Source organism: Microseira sp. BLCC-F43 (assembly GCF_041929235.1).
Lineage (GTDB): Bacteria > Cyanobacteriota > Cyanobacteriia > Cyanobacteriales > Aerosakkonemataceae > Microseira.
The window spans coordinates 18,956-38,617 of record NZ_JBHFNP010000002.1; the positions used below are offsets into that span (position 1 = coordinate 18,956).

The window sequence follows — 19,662 nt, forward strand, 5'->3', positions numbered from 1 at the left end:
GTTAAGAAATATACAGACCTCGTGGCTTTCTGTCTGTGGATGACCTGCTTTGGCTCGATCGGATTCAACCTTCAAATCGCCTCCAGGTGGGGGAAAAAGCCTTTTACTTAAGCCAGTTGCGGCAGAAGCGATATCCTGTTATTGGCGGTTTTGTAATTCCTAGTCCTGTTCTGCGCCAGTTTTTGGAGACGATTGAATGGTTAGATCCCCTGTTTGCCGACTTGCCTTCTTCTTCGCTGTACGTGGATGTTGACAATCCTTACCAACTCCAGCAGGTGGCGCAGCGCATTCGTCGCGAAATGATGGCGGCGGCGCTGCCTGAAACTTGGGAATCAACGCTGTTAGCGGCGAGTAAAAAGTTGCAGGCGCAGGGATTGATTTTGCGACCGACGCTGGCGCTGCCGTCCCATTTGGCGTTTGGCAGTACCGGAAAGATTTCCGGACTGCTGGAAAGTCATGTTTGCGCTTGTACGAGGGAGGCGATCGCTTTTGGCGTCAAGCGGGTGTGGGCAGAGTTATTTAGAGCCAGAAGCTTGCTGTATTGGCAGCGTGCCCGGATCAAACTGCAACAGATTCACGTGGGTATTTTAGTACAACCAATCCACGATGCTCTGGCTTCTGGGCGCGTTTTAGCGACAAAAGAGGTTTGGGAAATTCAAGCAACCTGGGGACTGGGGATGGCGCTGGTGCGGGGAGAAGTGTTTCCAGATTACTACCAAGTGCAGCCAGATAGCGGCGCGATCGCTCGCCAACACCTGGGTAGCAAAACCATCGCCTATCGTTTGTCAGAAGGACAGGATGTGAGCGAATTACCAGGGGTCCAGGAGTCCCCCTCTAGCTATGCCCCTAAAGTTAGCAAACAACAATCAATCGCTGACAACTACCTACAAACTTATTTGCTGAGCGAGGAACAACAAAAACAATACGCTCTAGAAGAAAAATATCTCACGGAACTGATTGAGTTGACCCACCGCCTGAGAGCGGATCTCAGTCCGACTTTAATCCTGGAGTGGACGCTAGCGCTCTTAGAACCGGGTTTGGAAGCGCAATTGTATCTCACCCAAGCGTATCCCCGTCCGCCAGATGGGGCTATATCCCCCAATCCCTCTCAAGAGGACACGGGGAGACGGGGACACGGGGACGCGGGGAGTTTTTCCATCCAAGTCACCCCATCGCCGCTCTCCCTTGTCACCGCGTCAGGAAATGCCACGATTCGGGGTTTGGGGGCGTCTTCGGGGCGGGCGATGGCGAAAGCACTTTTACTCGCTGGTAAGATTGACCATCCAGAGCAATTGCCACCAGGAAGGATTTTAGTTGCTCCTAGCATTACTCCCGATTGGTTACCTTTGTTGCAACGCGCTGCGGGTGTAGTTGCCGAACAGGGGGGCATGACTAGCCACATTGCTATTATTGCTCGCGAATTAGGCATTCCAGCCGTGGTAGGTGTCAGAGGTGCAACTAAGATGATTAAAACGGGCGATTTTGTTATGGTAGACGGCGATCGCGGTGAGATTTATCGCCTTGAGTCTGGTGAGGGTCATCGGCAAGAATTTTATCCCAATTCCGTACCCCAAACTCTGCAATCTTTTACTCCCCTTGCTACTAGGCTGTTAGTCAATTTAAGTCAATCGGGTGCGATTGAGAACGCAAAAGCGCTGCCGGTAGATGGGGTGGGGTTATTGCGAAGTGAAGTGATGATGCTGGAAATTTTGGAGGGACAACATCCCAGTTTGTGGGTTGAGCAGGGGCGATCGCAACAGCTAGTTGAACGGTTAACCGAGCATATTAGTAGATTTGCCAGTGCTTTTGCGCCGCGTCCGGTATTTTATCGCTCCCTGGATTTGCGAGCGCACGAATTTCAATCTTTAGAAGGTAGCCCCTCATTTCCCGCAACCAGCAACCCGATGTTGGGGGTGCGGGGAACGTTCAGCTATCTAGTTTATCCAGAGATTTTCCAGCTAGAACTAACTGCAATGGCTGCAGTTTATCGTGCCGGATATACCAATGTTCGCTTGATTTTGCCTTTTGTTCGCACGGTGGAAGAGTTTTCTTTTTGCCGCCGTCAAGTTGAGCAAGCAGGGTTAACTCAATATGCCCAATTTGAATTGTGGATTATGGCGGAAGTGCCTTCTGTGCTGCTGTTGTTACCAGATTACGTTAAGGCAGGCGTCCAGGGTATTTCCATCGGCACTAACGATTTAACCCAACTATTATTAGGAGTTGACCGCGACCAAAGTCAGATGGCAGCGGCGTTTGACTCGCGGCATCCGGCAGTGATGCGCGCGGTGCAACAACTGATCCAAACTGCCAAACAGCAAGGGATTCCCACATCAATTTGCGGTCAAGCACCCGCACAGTATCCAGATTTAATCGAACACCTCGTCCGCTGGGGAATTGAATCAATTTCTGTCAGTTTGGATGCGGTTGAGTCTACATATAGTGCGATCGCTCGCGCCGAACATCGCATCATTTTAGAAGCATCTCGGCGTCAGCTTGATTTGTGATTTTAGATTGCTGCTAATGGCTAATTGCTAATGGCTAATGGCTGGTATATCCGTAAAAATATTCCTATGACCAATTAGCAATTAGCGATTACACAACTTACGCACCCGGGGCAAAAAACCCTGTTTCTGCGTCAATTTCGCCGAGCGACACCCACGATTTTTCGGCTCGCCCTTTGTTTTTTTGCGTAATTCCTAGATTAGCTATTTTAGCAACTAGCTAATAGCTAATCGCTGGTATATCCATAAAATCTTCCCATGAGCAATTAGCAATTAGCAATTAGCAATTAGCAATTAGCAATTAGCAATTCGTTACCTAATAACGATAAATCGCCGCTACTGGTGCTTCATCTGGCACTTTTTCTGGCTCTACTGCGTAAACAGTGCCGCCATTTACGATTGTATAAACCGCAGCAAAATTCAACAAATCCTCATCATCTGCTGCGGGTTCCGCGTGTAAATCTACACTCATTGTTTCCGGGTCAAAGTGTCCCCACTGTTGCTGTCCGACTGGTACAAATAACGAATCAACCCGTTGGTAATAGGCACTGGAAATAACGTCTTTGATATCGTGAGAAGTTTTGCCAGTACCCGCTCCGGCTAATTCTTGGTATTGAGCGAGCGCCAGTTCTTCTGACTGCTGCAATATCGGATCTACAATCGGTAAAGCTTGCGCGTGCAATTCTTCCGGCTTCAAGTTTTCTGGATTGCCTGTAATGCCTTCTTCCACTAAATGCTGATAAGTATTAGCTTCTCTGTAAATTGGGAACAGATACTCAACGCCTGCTAACACTAAGGGCGCTTTCTTATTCCTCAGTTTCTCGTCGAACAAAGCGGCATCAACCATGTGAAAGAATTGCAGAATGTCGTCTTGATGCCTATCTCGATCTGGACTTCCTTGACCGTGAAAACTGCCCGGTTGTACGAAAGAATTCCCAGTACCACCTTTTGATGTGGCAATCCGCTGTTGACCTTCTTTTGCAGTTTCGTCGTATTGCAGCGCTTCTTCTAAGCTTTTAGGCACGTTTTGCAGTTCTACTTCGTTGATGCTGTAGCGCGTTGCTTCAAAGAACCTGATATTATTTTGACTGAGAGCCAAGATGTAAAACAGTCCGTCATTATTGAGCAGATGCAGAAGTGGCTTAATGTGGAAATGATTATTGACGACTACCAATTCTTGAAATTCGTAGGGAAGGCTGTAGTAGCGAAAGATTTCTGGAGAAATATAAATTGCCAGTCCCAAATCTTGATTTTCCCAAAAATTCCCCGTATCGAGTTGATGAACTTGCTTAAACCATTCCATTGTCTCCTCGTCGTCTAAACCCATTTCCTTTAAACGTTCTTCTGCCTCGCGGACGATATTTTTAAACCGAATCGGGTTTTGTCTAATTTCTGGTCCTGCCTTTTGCATGGGCATATAAAGTGAAATGCAAGGTCTTTGAACCGTTTGGATTAAAGTTTTGAGTTCATCGGTAGATAATAGCGCCATATTCCCAACCTCCCATCAACACAAGCGGGTAATAGGTAATAAGTCATGACAAATGACCTATTACCCATAACCTATCTAGGTTAATTTCAGCGAAGCCTAAAGCTTGTGCCATCTTTCGATAGGATTAATTTGGCGCGGATGTGGTTGGTGATGGGGTTACAGAACGGTGGAGGTGTCGCTTTGTGAAGCGAGTGGATGGGTAGAGATCGCTTGTTTTCTCCGCAAGATTATTCCCAAACTCACCTGTTTCATAATCCAGTACAATCCCGCAATCACCGCGAAGGTAACCCACATCACTAAAATTGGGCGTTTGGCGACGAGATCGTCTATGACGCTGTTGGCTAAAGTATCGAGTTGCGTCACGATGTCCCAACTGTTGAACCGCAAAAATCGCCCTAAATAAATCCCAATCGCACTCAATGCGTGCAATGTTAACTCTACCCAAAGGACGAATTTACCCAAACCTTGCCGTTTCAAATATTCGCCCAGGTTAATTAAAGACAGAACGTAGGCTTCAAACCCACCGATCATAAAGACCAAATACTGGGGAACAAGCGCTAAGGTAATCGTCCACATCGAGTAGCCCTGGCGAATATCTTCAACTAGGTGAATGATATCGGTCAGAACATACGGCGCATTGGGCAAAAATGCGATAAAAACGAGGAATCCCAGCCACCAAAACCAAGATCGGGTTTGCGGACTACGCATCAACCACACATCCAACGCGATTAAAACCAGCGTAATTGCCCAAACGATATAATTCGTGCGGTTCTCGATGATGAAGCGCGCTATGTGGGTCAAAACCAAGGGGGATTTTGGCAAAAAGGTGGCGAATAGAAATAGTCCGATCCACCATAATGCTTTGCGCGATCGCGGTCTGCCAAATAGCCACACACTCAACGCCAACGGCAATAAGGCTAAAAACAGGTTCCAAGCCATCCAGTCAATATTCTTTTGCAATGCACCCCAGGCATCGGCTATCCAGGCTATCAATTCAACTGTCATGACGGTTTTCTCACTCGCTAGTCAAGTTGTGGCTTACATTTGTAGAGCCACCAGTATAGCTACTACAACAAAGCTAGCGACTTTGCCTTAAACTGATCTGGGAAATCCATAGAAATTCATTGACAAAAAAAATGGCTTTTGAGCGCGAAAAAACTCCCTATTTCTAGGTTATCCGCCTCCCATTTGCAGCGCCATCGGTGATATAACTTGATAGCTTGGGATTTCCCCGCGTCCCCTTGTCCTTAGCGTCCCCGCGTCCTCTTCAAGCGATCGCTTGTTAAAGAAACCCGGTTTTTTGAAACAACCGGGTTTCTAAGTCAAAGGAGGGGCATTCCTAGCCTGCCCCTCCTTCTTTTCTCCCTAAAATGCCATTTTTCAGCGCTTTGCTGCACTACAGTTGCTGCATTTCCGCTTCCAGTTGCCGGATTAACTCTTGGTCACCGTTGGCTCTGGCGACTTCCAAGCGATGTTGCAGCCTTTTCTGGATGTTGGCACGATGTGTTTCGGCTGTTCTTTTTAGGTCTTCGCGACGATTTTTGTTCATCATGGACTTCAAATTGGGATCAGTTGGTGTATAATTATGCTTCTATTTTTTTAATATAACACGCCAAGCTCAAATTGGCAAGCAAATTGTGTTTTAAGATACAGAATGTTCATAAAATTTATGAATCTAGCGCACTGGGAAGGGGGACAAGGAAGACAGTTTCTTCTCTCCTGGGGCGTGGCGATGGGGGACTGGTTGCCACTAAATGTATAGAAAGCTTTAGAGTCTTATAGTTTAATTTAAAAATCTTGACTTTTTAGATAAGTTGTAGTATTAAAGCCAAGCAAAAGTACCCCGTGAGGGTACTGTCAGAGTCTGGCAAAATTTCCAAAATATAGATGAAGGTATTTCTCTGGCAAATAAGCTGGAGTTTTCTCAATTAAGGAAAGCTAGTGAAATAAGATTTATTAAAAATTGCAACGATTTTCATTATTAGTGAAAAAAGTCCGGAAAGTAAATCGAACCAGGGGAATATAAATTTAGAAGTGATTCTAGAAATCAAGGTAACAATTATTTAGTTTTTGTGCTAGACGAAGGAGAGTAATATGACTTTTAAATATAAAATATTGTCAATCGACGGTGGCGGCATCAGAGGGATTATACCGGCAATGATTATAGCCGAAATTGAACGGCGGACAAACAAGCCGATCTGTCAATTGTTTGATATGATTGCTGGCACTTCAACCGGCGGTATCTTGGCATTAGGTCTGACTAAACCCCATCCAGATAATCCGCAAATACCCCATTACAAAGCTAAAGAATTAATCGACCTGTATCGGGAAGAGGGAAAACGCATTTTCCACCAGGACTGGATAGACAGGCACGAGAAATTAAGGGAACTATTTCTTAAACCAAAATTTGCTTCAAATGGCAGGGAAGAAGTTTTAGCAGAATATTTGGGCAAGGAAACTCGAATTCAAGACGCACTGGCGGAAGTTTTCATTACCAGCTATGAAACTGAACTGCGGATTCCTGTTTACTTCACCAGTAATAAGGAGGCAGAAAAGACAAGCGGTTTGGACTTCCACCGAGTATGCCAAAGTATTACAATGGTAGAAGCTGCTATGGCAACTTCTGCAGCCCCGACTTATTTTGAACCAGTCCTGGTTCCCACCGACAATAAACCAAACGGCTTCTATTCATTAATTGATGGTGGAGTTTTTGCCAACAATCCAACTTCCCTGGCAATTATGGAAGCGATAATTGCTTCTAAGAAAAAAGCAAGACAACTGAGGCAACCAGACAAAAAACTGGCTCTTGATGAAATTCTTGTTGTCTCAATCGGTACGGGTTCGCTGACCCGCGAATATGAATTTCAGCGGGTGAAACGCTGGGGACAAGCTCAATGGATACAACCGATTATTAATATTGTTATGGACGGTCAAAGTGAAGCAGTTGGTTCTCAATTAGACCAACTCCTGCCGGATGCAGAGGGCGACCCGAAACAGTATTATCGCTTCCAACCAAGACTGACTAAGGGGAATGATGATATAGACGATCCAAGTCCTGAGAATCTCGAGAAGCTGGAAGAACGAGCAAATCTAGTAATTGATGCGAGAACGGATGAGTTGGACGAGTTGTGCAAACTGCTGGTGGAAACGCCAACAGTTGTTGAGAGAGAGATGAAATTGGTGGCGCAGATGTAGTAGGGAACATAGAAAGTCTTGTTGTGAGACTCAAATCCTACCTCAGCTGTGTTGTCTGAGTAAAAATTTGAGATTTGTGAGACAGGCAAGATGCCCATCCCACAAGACAAATTCAGCTTTTGTCTTGTGGGGTGGGCGTCTCGTTTGCCCAATCAAAAAAGCCTGGGTCGGCAGGCTTTTTTTGTCTGCCCGCTTGCGCTCCGCGCCTTTAGGCGTTAGGCTTACCATTATCCTTGCGCTTCATATCATCCCAATAAACGATCAGCAGACAGTAAATCCCTAATGGAGTTAGAGCGATCGCAACAGGTGGATAAATAGTATAGAAAGTCGCCAAAACCTCAGCCACTCCCAATCCTGCCAAAATCATCTCCGCGTGTTTGGGCGTGTTATAATTGGACATAGCAAATCCTTGGTCTGTAAAGACCATCGAATGAACAAATTAAAGCAAAAATGCAGAGTTTAGTGGTTGCAGCCACTTACCTCAACATTGAGAGCGTCTCTAGTAGCAGCTAGGGGCGCTCTAATTCTTATATGCGAAGCATAACACGACCTCATCAGAATATAAAATAAAAATGTCGTATTTTTAAATAAAGTCAGTTAAGAATGACGTATCTTGGTTTAGGGCATCGAAGGGGTGTAGGGGCACGGCATCATCAATCCTCGCTTGCCCGCCGAGAATGTAGAATGCCGTGCAAGGGCGATCCGTGCGGCATCGCGGGTTGTAGGGGCACGGCATCATCAACCCTCGCTTGCCCGCCAAGAATGTAGAATGCCGTGCAAGGGCGATCCGTGCGGCATCGCGGGTTGTAGGGGCACGGCATCATCAACCCTCGCTTGCCCGCCAAGAATGTAGAATGCCGTGCCCCTACAATCAACGGTGTTGCTGTTTTTGTTTATTTCAGGGTTGACACGATGAAAAATGCTTTCCTTTCTCGCTTTACGCCTAGTTTAATGACACCAGAAACCCTGGAGGCGATTTTTGTCCAGCGTCACAAACTGGCAGATGATTTGGTTGCGGCAATTCGTGAAAGTGCGGTGACACAGAAGAAACATTTTCACCTGTTGGTGGGGATGCGGGGAATGGGGAAAACCCATTTAATCGCACTAATTTATCACCGCATCGCTAAGATGGATGATTTGCAAGATAAATTACTCATTGGATGGCTAAGAGAAGAGGAATGGGGCGTTAGTTCGTTTTTAGATTTGCTGCTGCGGATATTTCGCTCGCTGCAAGCAGAATATACAGCAGAATATCAGGAAAAGTTAGCGCCGCAAGTCGAAGCAATTTATCAATTGCCGCAGGATGAGGCAGAAGAAAAGGCAGCAGAATTGCTCAGGGAGTTTGTGGGTAAACGCACGCTGCTGCTGTTGATGGAAAATCTAGATGATTTATTCAACGGGTTGGGTAAAAGCGGACAAAAGAAATTCCGGGACTATATTGAAAGTTATTCATTTTTGACGATTCTGGCAACGGCACAATGTTTGTTTGATGCCATCGGCGTGAAAAATTATCCGTTTTATGGATTTTTTGAGATTCATGAATTAGAAGATCTCAATTTAGATGAAGCGATAGATTTATTGGCGCATATTGCTGCATTAGAGGAAGATAGGGAACTAGAAGATTTTATCCGAACGCCGACAGGACGCGATCGCATCAAAGCAATCCATTATTTGGCGGGTGGTAATCCCCGCGTTTATGTAATATTCTCCCAGTTTCTCACTCGCAAGTCTTTAGACGAACTGGTGGAACCGTTTATGAAAATGCTCGATGATTTGACCCCTTACTATCAAGCGCGGATGTCATGGCTTTCCCAGCAGCAGCGGAAGGTGATAGAGTTTTTATCTGACCGTCGCCATGCTGTTACGGTTAAGGAAATTGCCCAACGCTGTTTTATCACTCACCAAACTGCATCTAGCCAACTCAAAGATTTGCGGGACAAAGGATATGTGAGTTCTGAAAGCATTGGACGGGAGTCTTTTTACGAATTGCGGGAACCGTTGATGCGTTTTTGTTTTGAGGTGAAGAAACAGCGGGGCGAACCAATACGTTTATTTGTGGATTTTTTGCGGGTTTGGTATTCGCGGACAGAGTTGCAACAGCTTTTGGGATTAGGCATGGCTGAATTTGACGTTACCCGCGAAGAAAATTACTCTAAGTATCAGCAACGCTTAAAACCCATTCCATCTGATGCTGTATTGGAGCGAGAGTATATATCTTATGCGCTTCAGGAAATTGAGAAAGATGATGAAGACCCTCGCGTGAGGGCGTACTTGCAGGAATATACAAATTGCATTGAAAAGAAAGATTATATTAATGCTCTGCAACTAGCAGAAAAATTAGTGGTACGTCGCGGTCACGCAGAGGATTGGTTAAAGCATGGGCGTTGTTTATACGAGCTTAAACGCTACGAAGAAGCATTAGAATCATGCAGCAAAGCGATCGCGCTTGGCTCCAATTATGCCTATGCTTGGTGCAACCTAGGCAATGTGCTATTAAACCTCAACCGAAAAGAGGAAGCATTAGAATCCTACGACAAAGCGATCGCACTTGACCCCAATGATGCCATTCCTCGGATCAACCTAGGCAATGTGCTAAACGACCTCAACCGAAATGAGGAAGCATTAGAATCTTTAGACAAAGCGATCGCACTTGACCCCAATGATGCAATTGCTTGGAAAAACCGAGGCTTAGTGCTATTAAACCTCAACCACAAAGAGGAAGCATTAGCATCCTACGACAAAGCGATCGCACTTGGCGAAGAATCTTCGTATGTTTTCTTCAACCGCGCAATTTCATTACTGGCATTAAATCGTTGGGATGAATGCATTACCACATTAGACAACGCATTCAACCGCCTTGCTGATGGGGAAAAACCTTATCCATATCCCAGTAAATTAATTATCCGCAATTTGTTCAACAGCACCCACGATGCAGCGATGTGGAAGAACCGCATTGCAAGTCTGATAGAAATTTACAACAAATACCAAGCTGTTTCAGTATTAGGTCAAGGACTTGTAAAAAGGGAGAGCATTTCTGCATTGATGTCAGAAATGGTGAGCGACAAAGCAGCACAAACCTGGCTGGAAGTGTGGCGGGAATTGGTAGGCAATGTATCTGAATTTGTCATCCCTCTGCGTCTGCTCAATGCTGCGGTTCGCTATAAGGAAACGAAAGGCGATAAACGGGTTTTGCTGGAACTTCCTATCGAAGAACGCAATTTGTTACAAGAATTACTGGAAACATCAGGAGATTAAAATAAAATGCCATATTTTTTCACTGTTCAGACAGACTCAAATACATCGATTGAGCGATTGATTAAAAAATGCGATCGCTTAGCCAAAGATATCCAAGTTTCCACCACTGTTTTTATTCTGGCTCAACGGGTTAAGAAAAAAGTTAAGGGTCTTTTTCAACAGATCGTTATCCATTTAGCTAGAATACTAGGTGAGCCTGTTGCTGGTAAACCTCTTGACCATCAGGACGACCCAGATCAAGACCGTTCTCATTGGTGGGGAGAAATTAAAAACTTTATCAAGCAAATCCAAGCCGAAAAACTTTCCGAAGCTCAATTACGGAAAATACTTGAAGATGCCTTTACTGCTGAAGAGATAGATGCTGTAATAGAAGCCTTAAACAAAGCATCGGAAATCATGGGAGAGTCTACACCAACATTATTTCAATAAACTAAAGAGGTGATAATCATGAATAATAAATCCTATTCACTCCGAGAAGCAATTAACGTTTTAAAACAGCATCAAGCTCGGTTAGAATCACAAATAGGTAAAAATCAAATAGAACGGTTGATTTTCAATCTAGAAGAAATCAGTTTAGATCTGGAAAATATTTCATCTCAACTGATAAACGTGGCGACAGGAGAGAAAAGAGCAGAGGAACTTCCAGATATATTTGACTTTTTTCAATATGGCGCGATTCCTCACATCGTGGGACATCTTGAAGCAATTGAGGAATTACTAGAAAAGATTCCAGAAGAGAGCAAAACTTGCAGGATCTAGAAATCCGGTTTTTTAGAAAAACCGGGTTTCTGGCGCGCATAAGGGCGGGGCGGGTTTATAGAGGTTATTTGTGGGTATCTGATAAGGTAGGTAAAACCCGCCCCTACAAAATTGACAATTGATTGACAACTATTACCCATTACCAATTACCCATTACCCATTACCCAATTAAGAAAACGACACGAGCAAAAACCCACCTACATACAGCAACAAGACTAAAAAGCTCTCGAAACCAATATTGCCGATGCCGTGCTTTTCTCGGCGCAACAAACCTAAGACGAGAATCCCAGTAATTAAGATAGTTAAAGCCAGGATGAATATTTCATGCTCGGTTAAAGCTTGATAAATTGAGCCGTTGCGGTACGCTAAATCGGAAAAGGCTAAGAACAATACATCGAAACTATTGCCGCCTAAAACATTACTCACGGCTAGGGTCAGCGCCCCTCGACGCACGGCTACAAGTGCTGTTACTAATTCGGGGAGGGAAGTTGATATGGCGGTGAATAAACTTCCCACAACATTTTCAGAAAGATTGGTAGAATCGGCAATGCTTACACCTGTTTGTTCTAAACCATATCCGGCAATAGCCAGAACGCCAGCTAGTAAGAAAAACCGCAACCATAACCCGATTAATCCATCTGGTTCTGATTCTGCTGCATCGGGTTTTTTGATGGGTAAATTTTCCGGTTGCTGCGGTGTCCACATCGGGCGGTTTTGAGCGGATGCTACCAAACGCAATCCAAAAATATAGGCGGCTATCAGTGCAATTGAAGCGGGATGAATTCCCCACACAGTGAACGCAGGATTTGCTATAGTTAATAAAGGAATTGCTAATAAAACTATGAGCAAAGTTCCTTGGGTTAAAGTTGCAGCCGAGGCGGCAGCGTATTCTAAATTAAACTCAAGGTAAGTAATATCGGCAATTCCTAAAAATGCTGTTTGGGCGGCGATATCACCCAGAGCGTTGCTGATGGACAGCGCTGGATAGCCGCCAAAGGCGGCGGTGACTGAGGTGACAATTCCAGGTAAAGAGGTGCTAAGTCCCAAAAATACAGCACCCATGAGTGCTTCGCCGAGTCCGGTTTGCTTGGCTAGGCGCTCTGCAATCGCAATCATCATCGTACCGCTGATCCCAATTGCCAAAGCTGAGACTAAAAATAAACTTATGCTAATAGTCAGCGAATCGCTAGTGAATTCCGTCATAGTATGGTAAGGGTTTTTAGTTATAGTGCTGGAGGTTCGTAGTAAGGACTTCATTCCTCTCTTTAAGGACTAAAGTCCTTACTACAAACTTAGAATAAACCTCTAGACTTAGTTAACCCGCTGAAGACATAACCAGTTAAAACAATTTATGCGGAGATAAGATATGGTTCGATACACCCTCCCTCAAAGTCCAGAAGTCGTTCTGACCGTTTCAGGAAAAGATTCAGCTAAAGCACGCGAGAAGGCGATGGATCAGCTGATGGAACTGATAGATGCTGGTAAACTCCCTACGGAACTCGATGAAGGTTTTGGTCCTCAAGATTTTATTGAAGTTAAAGATCTCGAACCCGATGGGACTGCTAGCGATGAAGATGCTGTTACCGGCGCTATCCAAATTCTCAGCAATCTTGCCTCATTAAAACTTAAGGTGCAAGAGACACGCGCCGAAGCGCTGAAAGTTCGCGCTCAAGTTGATATTTTATTTTCAGATAACTCTGTGAGCGAGGAGGAAATATCGAGTCTCAAGGAAGGTTTTAAAGTTCTCAAAAACTTTGCTCAAATGAATCTCCGTTACCAAGAAGCCAGATCTAAAGCAGAGCAAGCTCGTACCATTTTAGATGAGGCTTTAAAATCTCCTGAAATTTCTGCGGGTACGGTGGAAGAAAACGGCGATTCTCCGGTTCCTCCTGAAAAAGGTAAGGCAACGGAACCCACTAAACCGCAAAAAACCTAACGCTTCATATCATGTCCGCTTGAATACCCATAGTTAGGACTGACGCGGGGAGGCTAAGGACGCTCCTGACGCTCTGAGTTTTAATTATGGGTGGCCCAAACCGGGTTTCTTACACCCGCAAAGAAACCCAGTTTCTAGGATAGTCGCTTACCAATTACCAATTAGCCATTAGCAATTAGCAATTAGCCATTTCACTCAAATTCCCAATCGCGACAGAGTTCTTCAGGACGCCCAAAAGGATGTACCGCACAATTTATTCCCTCTTTGCCGTGATAATATCGACAAACTCGGCAAGGTTTTATTTGCTCTAGTTTTTCTAACAAAATATCCCATTTTTTCTTAACATTATCCCGATATTTTACTGCGGCTGCATGATTGGGATTGATCAGCAACGCTTGTGCAAAAGCTGCCAGGGCGTTGTTGTAAAATCGAGTAATTAGTAAACCATATTTCGTCCAAGCATCGGCACGGCATTCGTAGAGTTCGATCGTGTGTAAAAGCAAAATGCCGTATTTCACCCAAGCATCGGCAGATCCACTGGCACGCAGTTTTTTATGGTTGAGGATCAAGCGTTTAATCGTGTTAACTAGTTCTTTCGGGTGCCAAGGTTTTCCCAGATAGGCTTCGGCATTTTTCAGACCCCAAGTAAAATCTATATCTTGGATTTTTGCGGTTAAAAATACTACGGGAATATTCCGGGTGTCGGGGTTGGCTTTAATCAGGCGACAAACGCCGTAGCCATCCATCCGAGGCATGACGATATCCAATAGCACTAAATCGGGATTATTCGCCTGAATTTTTTCTAAAGCTTCGATGCCATCGCTTGCTTGGATAACATGCAATCCACTCCATTCCAACTGGTTTGAAATGCATTCCCGTTGGGCATGAGAGTCTTCTACTACCAATACTGTATTCATAACTGCCTCGCTTCTCTATCAGGATAAAACCTTGACGGCAAAGGACAGTGCTTGCCGATTCGACTGGCACTTGCTACAGCAAATGTACCCAATATGGCTTAGTTTATTATCACCCTCTCAGTAATTTCTCTGAGATAGGGGTTTATATTCTGCGTTCGCTTGCTAAAAATATTGAAAAAGCTTGCACCCTGGTAAAGCACCAGGGCAGAGACTTTGACAGTCTCTGCTGGGAAACTCAGTTTGAATCGGCTTGACTGCTTTTTTCTACCATAACCTGCCTTGCGCTAAATACGGAAGTCTAAAATGCATCGGGCGGCGATTTGGGGTTGTTCTAGGTGAGGGACGTGTCCGGAATCAGAGATCCAAATTAGCTGACTGTGGGCGATCGCATTTTTAAACTTCTCTGCATCCCCAGTCCCCAGAATCTTATCCGCATTTCCCCATAGAATCAGCGTTGGCTGTTTAATCTCGGTTAGTTTATCTTTAAACGAACCGTAACCGCCACTTTTGGTAAAGGCAATCAACGCTTGACGCCAACCGGGCATACCCAAGTGTAAAGAGGTACATCTTACTGCATCTGTAGTGGCGAGGCTTAAGTTTTTATACGCATCGCGAGTAATGCGATCGCGCACGCCAAGATTCCGCAAAAACTCCGCTGCTAAGTAATCTAACGGCGGAAACATGAATTTCCCAATTGCTGGGGGACTTACCAATCCCGCACTGTCAATCAGTACCAATTTTTGCACCACTTGTGGATATGTCAGGGTAAAATCAATCGCCGCCGCGCCTCCCATAGAAACGCCAACTAAAATTATCGGTTGGGAAATCAGGGTTTTCCAGAAGTAATAAAGATGGGTTTTAATCGCATCTGGACTAAAGGGTATTCCTGCCAATCTGTCGGTAAAACCAAACCCTAACAAATCGACTGCCCAAGTTTCATTTTCGGCAGCGAGTAAGGGAAGAATGCGACGGAATTCTATTACGGAACTATCGAAACCGTGGAGTAATAAAATCGGCGTACCGCCGAATCCTTGACGCACGAAAGTTGTGTAAATCGGTTCGGGAGTCAGGGGTGTTGAGATCGCTTCCCGTTCTATTTTTTGGGCAAGTGCGATCGCGGCGGTTTCGGTTATTTCAGCAACTGCGGATGGCAGAAAATCGGCAAACATATCGGGAATTGGTAATGGGTAATTGGGCATGGAGGCAGGTGAGCGGGTGAGCGGGTGAGCGCGTGAGCAGGTGAGCAGGTGAGCAGGTGAGCGCGTGAGCAGGTGGAAGCTCGCTGTTCTATACAGCGGATTGCAAGCGAGTTAGGTACAGCTTTTCGGCTGACTTTGTGTAGCGGCACCCTTAAGGGTGCCGCTACACAAACTCAGCCGTACCTTATACGGCTGCAATCCGCTATATTTAACTTGCTCAAGCTTGTTAGAACGATAATCTTTGAGCGAGTTTCTCTCACTATTCCTGCTCAAGATCCCACCTGCCCACCTGCACACCTGCTCAATTACTGTTGTTTATCCAAACTGAGTGGCCCTGAACCAAAAGAATACACCATCAGCAATCCACCCAAAAGCCCTAAGTTTTTCATGAACTGAATTACTTGCATTCGTTCGGCAAAATTGGTATGGAAGATCAGGGTGGCTGGAATTAAGAAGATAATCAGAGCGATCGCACCCCAACGCGCTTTGTAACCCAGCAATACCGAGAATCCGCCAAACAGTTCGCAAACAATCGCACCCACTAGCAATATGCCAGTTAACCCAGCTGGGATGCCACCGGCAGCCATATACTTTTGCGTACCGCTAAAGCCGGTAATTTTGCCAAAGGCGGAATAGAGGAAAATCGCGGTTAGAAAAGCTCGTGCGACGAGTGGGATGTACTTCTGCATGGTTAATACCTACTAGCGCCCTGTTTTTGGTTATAGCAGCATTCCGGCGATCGCAGCTGTCATGAAACACGCCAGGGATCCGGCGATCATCGCCCGTACACCGAGACGGGCTAAGTCTTTTTGGCGACTTGGTGCGATCGCGCCAATCCCGCCGAGTTGAATTCCAATCGAACCAATATTAGAAAAACCGCACAAAGCGTAGGTTGCAATAATAATTGTTCGTTCTGAAATTGCCTTGGTTTCAATTAATTTTTTCAAATCCAGATAGGCAATAAATTCGTTCAAAATTGTCTTTTTTCCCAACAATATCCCCACTTGCCCGCACTCAGACCAAGGTACGCCCATCAACCAAGCAACGGGGGCGAGTATAACCGAAAAAATCCCCTCTAACGACAACTGGGGTAAACCAATTTGCGTCCCAATCCAACCGAGGAAGGCATTAAACATCGCCAGCAATCCTAAAAACGCAATCAGCATTGCTGCCACATTCAATACTAATTTCATGCCATCGCTTGCTCCGGCGGCGGCGGCATCGATTCCGTTATCATAAATCCGCTCAACTTTTAATTTTACCGTCCCGGCGGTATCGGATGATTCTGTTTCTGGATACAGCAATTTCGAGATTGCCAAAGCAGCGGGGGCAGACATCACCGAAGCAGCAATTAAGTGCGTTGGCGATATGCCAAAAGAAATATAAGCCGCCATCACTCCACCGGCAATTGTGGCAAATCCTCCCGTCATGACTGCGTGCAATTCCGATTGCGTCATTGTGGGAACGTAGGGTTTAATTAGCAGCGGCGCTTCGGTTTGTCCGACAAAAATATTAGCCGCACAAGAAAGCGATTCTGCCCCCGATGTTTTCATCGTTTTCATCATCAACCACGCCACCCACTCCACGACTCGCTGTAAAATACCATAGTGGTATAGAATGGTAATAAAAGAAGAGAAAAAGATAATCGTGGGCAGAACTTTAAAAGCGAGAAAGTGTTCTTCAAAATTATCCCCAAATACAAACTTTGCTCCCGCGTCGGAGAAGTTGAGAAACTGACTTACCACATCGCCCAAAAACTTAAAGATGGCGTATCCAAACGCTGTTCGCAGAATCAAAAGTGCCAAAACGATCTGCAAGGCAACTCCCCACAGCACGGGTTGCCAGCGCACCGCTTTGCGATTGACGGAAAAAGCGTAGGATATTCCTAAGAAACATAATAATCCCAAGGCTGAAATGAAGCGATCCATTAATTTTCCTACAGGTAGTGGTAGTGGAATAAATTAACCTTACTCTACCTCTGTCAACAAATCTGTCCAATCTTCATAATCATATGGCGGACGCTGTCAGTCTTTATCCCAGTCATCTTTCACCCCTTCCCATACCAACCATCCAGCTTTTTCTCTTCGCTCTCCCGCAGCTTTCAACTTTGCGATCGCTTGTTGAATAATTGCTGCATCTTGTTGATTTTCAATCCCATCTAGCAACGCTTCCCAAACCGCTATACTCAACAAAGCACCTGTCCGTTTCACCTTAGCATCGACTACAAATTGAACTGATTTTAAGGATGTTACTACATCTGTCATACCACCACCACCTTTCTATAGGCGTTGAAAAAGGAATTCCGCAACTGACAATGAACAACAACGACTCAATCGAGAATCAAACCAACCCTCTCAATCCTGCCACGAAATCGGGCAAGGGGGAAGTTCGTCCGCTGAAAGACGCTTTGCTCAGACTATCAGTGTCTCCCATTAAAGCCGATCGAGAAGCAATTTCCCGCATTGAGCGCGAAACGGGTAAAGACATTTTGGCACTGCTGCGAGAACTAGATAGCGCCGATCTTACTTTAAAAGCACTCGAAGAAAAACCCGCGCTACAAAAAAGCGAGATAAAAAGGCGAGTTGGGTGGGGATTTTTCGGCGGATCGCTGGTAGGAATTGCCGCACTTTTTATGGTGTCGCCGCAACAATTGCCAGTGGCGATCGCATTAGGAATTGTACTGGGAATCTCCCTACCCATCTCCCGCCGTTAACTCATATCTTTAATTACCTGCATCGCTGCATTGTGTCCCGCAGCACCAATAACTGAACCTGCTGGATGACAACCTGCACTAGCAGAATAAAGTCCTGGAATCGGGGTAGTATAAGGCAATCTATCGGCAAAACCGAAACAGTTATCCACGTGGTGGATATGTCCCCGCGTTAAACCGAAGTGTTCCTCTAATTTTTGGGGATGTAAGGCGAAGACTTCTTGGAGGATTTGTGAGGTATTGGGGGCGAAGCGATCGCATATTCCCAACAAATGTTTAATATAGCGTTCTTCTTCCGCCTCCCAATTCGTTCCCGCCAACTCGTAGGGAACCCATTGCACAAATAAAGCCGAATTGTGATGTCCTTCTGCATCTTGTAAAGACGGATCGACCGGAGTGTGAATATACCACTCAATTGCCGGAAATTCTGGTAACTTCCCCGCCTGTACATCGGCAAAACTACTGCGGATTGCAGACATTACCTCTGCTTCATCTGGTAGCAAGTGAATCGTCGTCCCGTAATGCCCCAAATCTTGTGGCAAACAGGTGAATTTTGGCAAGCCTTTTAAACATAAATTTACCTTAAAAGTCGAGCCATCTTTTTTATAACTATCCAGACGTGTATTGTAGTCTGCTGGAAAATTTTCCCTTCCGACTAATTCGCGCATCCGAAACGGATCGGCATTCGCAACAATCGCTTTTGCCCTAATTTCCGTTCCGGATTTTAAAGTAACTCCTTTGGCGATATTTTGCTCGACGATAATTTGACTGACACCGCATCCGGTTTCTATTTTTGCTCCTGCTTTTCTAGCAGCATCGGCGAGGCGACTGGTAACCGTTCCCATCCCGCCTTTTACAATCATCCAAGTGCCATCGCTACCCGGTAAGCGACACATATTGTGAATCAGAAAATTCATGCCAGTACCGGGAGTATCCCAAGTGCCGTAAAGTCCAGAAAATCCATCGGTAACGGCGTACATTGCCTTGACTAAATCGCTTTTAAAATCAAAGCGATTGAGATATTCACCCACGGAATTGCGACAGAGATTAATAAAAATTTGCCGCAACGTCGGACGCACGTACTTTTGGGCCGTTTCCTCAATTGAAAGCGGTGATTCTAACCAAGTCGGCGCAATATCTTCTCGCAATTGTTCCAGTTCATTTTGTAACGCCTCGTTAGCTTTCCAATCCGCTTCTGAAAAGAACGAAATAAACTGCTGTTGCATTGATTGTCGATTAGAACCAAACAGCAGATATCGCTCATCTGTCGTTGGTAGGAAATAATGCGGATCGCGGCGAATCAGAGGAATGTCAATTTCCAAAATTTTGATTAATTCCGGCGGCATTAAACCCAGCAAATAAGCACCCGTCGAAGTGGCGAGGTTAGGTGCGGTTTCAAAAGGCTTTTCAGTCCGACAAGCGCCGCCGATGACATTTTTTTCTTCCACGACTAGCACGTCAAGTCCATGACGCGCTAGTAGCAACGCCGCCACTAATCCATTGTGTCCAACACCGATAATCAGAATATCGACTGAATTTTTCATAGTTCTTTTCCCCCGCAAACGCTTATGCTTTATTCACTATAATTTTAAACCAAAAAATCCTTGACTAAATGGAAATTTAAAATTATAATAACTCAAATTGCTAGTTATCTCTCTGGTGAGCGGCTAATGGCTAATGGCTAATGGATCGATTGGTAAA

The 19,662-nt window shown here is 45.2% G+C and carries 18 protein-coding genes; 7 read left to right on the forward strand and 11 right to left on the reverse strand.

Features of this window, described 5'->3' with window-relative positions:
• Positions 1 to 35 precede the first annotated feature (35 nt).
• On the forward strand, positions 36 to 2,504 hold the full coding sequence (locus ACE1CM_RS00195) for a putative PEP-binding protein (RefSeq protein ID WP_374875394.1): 2,469 nt from the start codon (positions 36 to 38) through the stop codon (positions 2,502 to 2,504).
• Positions 2,505 to 2,817: 313 nt separating this feature from the next.
• Here ACE1CM_RS00195 and ACE1CM_RS00200 read toward each other — a convergent pair whose 3' ends face one another.
• From ACE1CM_RS00200 to ACE1CM_RS00210, 3 genes are all read right to left on the reverse strand, one after another.
• The gene (locus tag ACE1CM_RS00200; RefSeq protein WP_374875395.1) at positions 2,818 to 3,990 is read right to left on the reverse strand and encodes a hypothetical protein; all 1,173 of its coding nucleotides are present in this window, start codon (positions 3,988 to 3,990) and stop codon (positions 2,818 to 2,820) included.
• Between the two features lie 156 nt (positions 3,991 to 4,146).
• Complete coding sequence (locus tag ACE1CM_RS00205; protein ID WP_374875396.1) at positions 4,147 to 4,995, reverse strand: DUF1361 domain-containing protein; 849 nt, start codon at positions 4,993 to 4,995, stop codon at positions 4,147 to 4,149.
• A gap of 391 nt (positions 4,996 to 5,386) precedes the next feature.
• Complete coding sequence (locus ACE1CM_RS00210) at positions 5,387 to 5,542, reverse strand: hypothetical protein (RefSeq protein ID WP_226583341.1); 156 nt, start codon at positions 5,540 to 5,542, stop codon at positions 5,387 to 5,389.
• A 542-nt stretch (positions 5,543 to 6,084) separates the two neighbouring features.
• Between ACE1CM_RS00210 and ACE1CM_RS00215 the strand changes: the two genes are divergently transcribed.
• Complete coding sequence (locus tag ACE1CM_RS00215) at positions 6,085 to 7,185, forward strand: patatin-like phospholipase family protein (RefSeq protein ID WP_374875397.1); 1,101 nt, start codon at positions 6,085 to 6,087, stop codon at positions 7,183 to 7,185.
• A 208-nt stretch (positions 7,186 to 7,393) separates the two neighbouring features.
• Here the strand turns inward: ACE1CM_RS00215 and ACE1CM_RS00220 are convergent, their stop codons facing one another.
• Complete coding sequence (locus ACE1CM_RS00220; protein WP_374875398.1) at positions 7,394 to 7,585, reverse strand: hypothetical protein; 192 nt, start codon at positions 7,583 to 7,585, stop codon at positions 7,394 to 7,396.
• Positions 7,586 to 8,097: 512 nt separating this feature from the next.
• On the opposite strand from ACE1CM_RS00220, the gene ACE1CM_RS00225 reads away from it, so the two are divergent.
• The 3 genes from ACE1CM_RS00225 to ACE1CM_RS00235 are packed head-to-tail and all read left to right on the forward strand — an operon-like array spanning position 8,098 to position 11,199.
• Entirely contained in the window at positions 8,098 to 10,440 is a 2,343-nt protein-coding gene (locus ACE1CM_RS00225; protein ID WP_374875399.1) for a tetratricopeptide repeat protein, read from the forward strand.
• A 6-nt stretch (positions 10,441 to 10,446) separates the two neighbouring features.
• Complete coding sequence (locus tag ACE1CM_RS00230; RefSeq protein WP_374875400.1) at positions 10,447 to 10,869, forward strand: hypothetical protein; 423 nt, start codon at positions 10,447 to 10,449, stop codon at positions 10,867 to 10,869.
• A gap of 18 nt (positions 10,870 to 10,887) precedes the next feature.
• Positions 10,888 to 11,199: a hypothetical protein gene (locus ACE1CM_RS00235; RefSeq protein ID WP_374875401.1), complete on the forward strand. Its 312-nt coding sequence runs from the start codon at positions 10,888 to 10,890 to the stop codon at positions 11,197 to 11,199.
• 168 nt (positions 11,200 to 11,367) lie between these two features.
• Here the strand turns inward: ACE1CM_RS00235 and ACE1CM_RS00240 are convergent, their stop codons facing one another.
• A complete protein-coding gene (locus ACE1CM_RS00240; protein ID WP_374875402.1) occupies positions 11,368 to 12,402 on the reverse strand; it encodes a sodium:calcium antiporter in 1,035 nt (344 codons plus the stop codon).
• A gap of 163 nt (positions 12,403 to 12,565) precedes the next feature.
• Here ACE1CM_RS00240 and ACE1CM_RS00245 point away from each other — a divergent pair, with 163 nt between their 5' ends.
• Positions 12,566 to 13,135, forward strand: coding sequence for a hypothetical protein (locus ACE1CM_RS00245; protein WP_374875403.1), 570 nt, complete (start codon positions 12,566 to 12,568; stop codon positions 13,133 to 13,135).
• A gap of 191 nt (positions 13,136 to 13,326) precedes the next feature.
• Here the strand turns inward: ACE1CM_RS00245 and ACE1CM_RS00250 are convergent, their stop codons facing one another.
• From ACE1CM_RS00250 to ACE1CM_RS00270, 5 genes are all read right to left on the reverse strand, one after another.
• Positions 13,327 to 14,052 carry a PleD family two-component system response regulator gene (locus ACE1CM_RS00250; RefSeq protein ID WP_374875404.1) on the reverse strand — a complete coding sequence of 242 codons (726 nt, stop codon included), beginning with the start codon at positions 14,050 to 14,052 and terminating at the stop codon, positions 13,327 to 13,329.
• A 284-nt stretch (positions 14,053 to 14,336) separates the two neighbouring features.
• The gene (locus tag ACE1CM_RS00255) at positions 14,337 to 15,221 is read right to left on the reverse strand and encodes an alpha/beta fold hydrolase (RefSeq protein WP_374875511.1); all 885 of its coding nucleotides are present in this window, start codon (positions 15,219 to 15,221) and stop codon (positions 14,337 to 14,339) included.
• A 335-nt stretch (positions 15,222 to 15,556) separates the two neighbouring features.
• The gene (locus ACE1CM_RS00260) at positions 15,557 to 15,940 is read right to left on the reverse strand and encodes a DoxX family protein (protein WP_374875405.1); all 384 of its coding nucleotides are present in this window, start codon (positions 15,938 to 15,940) and stop codon (positions 15,557 to 15,559) included.
• Between the two features lie 30 nt (positions 15,941 to 15,970).
• Entirely contained in the window at positions 15,971 to 17,179 is a 1,209-nt protein-coding gene (locus ACE1CM_RS00265) for a NupC/NupG family nucleoside CNT transporter (RefSeq protein ID WP_374875406.1), read from the reverse strand.
• Between the two features lie 96 nt (positions 17,180 to 17,275).
• The gene (locus ACE1CM_RS00270; protein ID WP_374875407.1) at positions 17,276 to 17,515 is read right to left on the reverse strand and encodes a hypothetical protein; all 240 of its coding nucleotides are present in this window, start codon (positions 17,513 to 17,515) and stop codon (positions 17,276 to 17,278) included.
• A gap of 50 nt (positions 17,516 to 17,565) precedes the next feature.
• Between ACE1CM_RS00270 and ACE1CM_RS00275 the strand changes: the two genes are divergently transcribed.
• Positions 17,566 to 17,964, forward strand: coding sequence for a hypothetical protein (locus ACE1CM_RS00275; protein ID WP_374875408.1), 399 nt, complete (start codon positions 17,566 to 17,568; stop codon positions 17,962 to 17,964).
• Here the strand turns inward: ACE1CM_RS00275 and ACE1CM_RS00280 are convergent.
• The gene (locus ACE1CM_RS00280; RefSeq protein ID WP_374875409.1) at positions 17,961 to 19,505 is read right to left on the reverse strand and encodes a phytoene desaturase family protein; all 1,545 of its coding nucleotides are present in this window, start codon (positions 19,503 to 19,505) and stop codon (positions 17,961 to 17,963) included. The two genes, ACE1CM_RS00275 and ACE1CM_RS00280, sit on opposite strands and share 4 nt — an antisense overlap.
• Positions 19,506 to 19,662: the final 157 nt, after the last annotated feature.